The 603-nt window shown below is 80.6% G+C and carries 1 protein-coding gene; it reads left to right on the forward strand.

Annotated elements, in window-relative coordinates:
- Nucleotides 1-603 (forward strand): KR domain-containing protein (locus tag AE652_RS42695; RefSeq protein ID WP_049661751.1); only part of this gene is annotated, 603 nt, incomplete at both ends.

A 603-nucleotide genomic window follows, 5' to 3' on the forward strand; every position in this document is an offset into this window, starting at 1 on the left:
CGGCTCACCGCCGCCGGCGCCGAGACCACCCTCAGCGCCCTCGACCTCGCCGACCGCGACGCCCTCGCCGACTGGCTGGCCGGCCCGGGCACGCGCCTCAACGCCGTCGTCCACACCCCCGGCGCGGCCTTCCCCGGCCTCGGCGCCGCCCTCGCCGCCGCCGTCAACCTGCACGAACTGACCGCCGGCACCGAGCTGTCCGCCTTCGTCGTGCACACCCCCACCGTCGGACCGCTCGGCACCCCCGGCGCCCCCGGGGAGGCCGCCGCCGCGGCGTTCCTGGACGCCCTCGCCCACCACCGCAGCCGCCACGGCCTGCCCGGCCTCGCCCTCATCACCGGCCCCGCCGACGGGGACGGACGCCCCGTGCCGCCCGGCCTCGGCCGGCTCACCGCCCAGGAGAGCGCCGCCGCCTTCGACGCCGCCCACCTGGCCGACCACACCTCCCTGCTGCTGCTCCGGCTCGACCCCGAAGGGCTGGACGCCCTCGCCCCGCAGGACGTCCCGGCCCTGCTGCGCGACCTCATCGACACCCCGGCCGGCCCGAGCGCCCCGGACACCGCGACCGCCGCCGCGCTGCGCCGCCGCCTGGCCGCCCGATCG

The organism is Kitasatospora sp. MY 5-36 (assembly GCF_001182915.1).
Taxonomy (GTDB): Bacteria; Actinomycetota; Actinomycetes; order Streptomycetales; family Streptomycetaceae; genus Kitasatospora.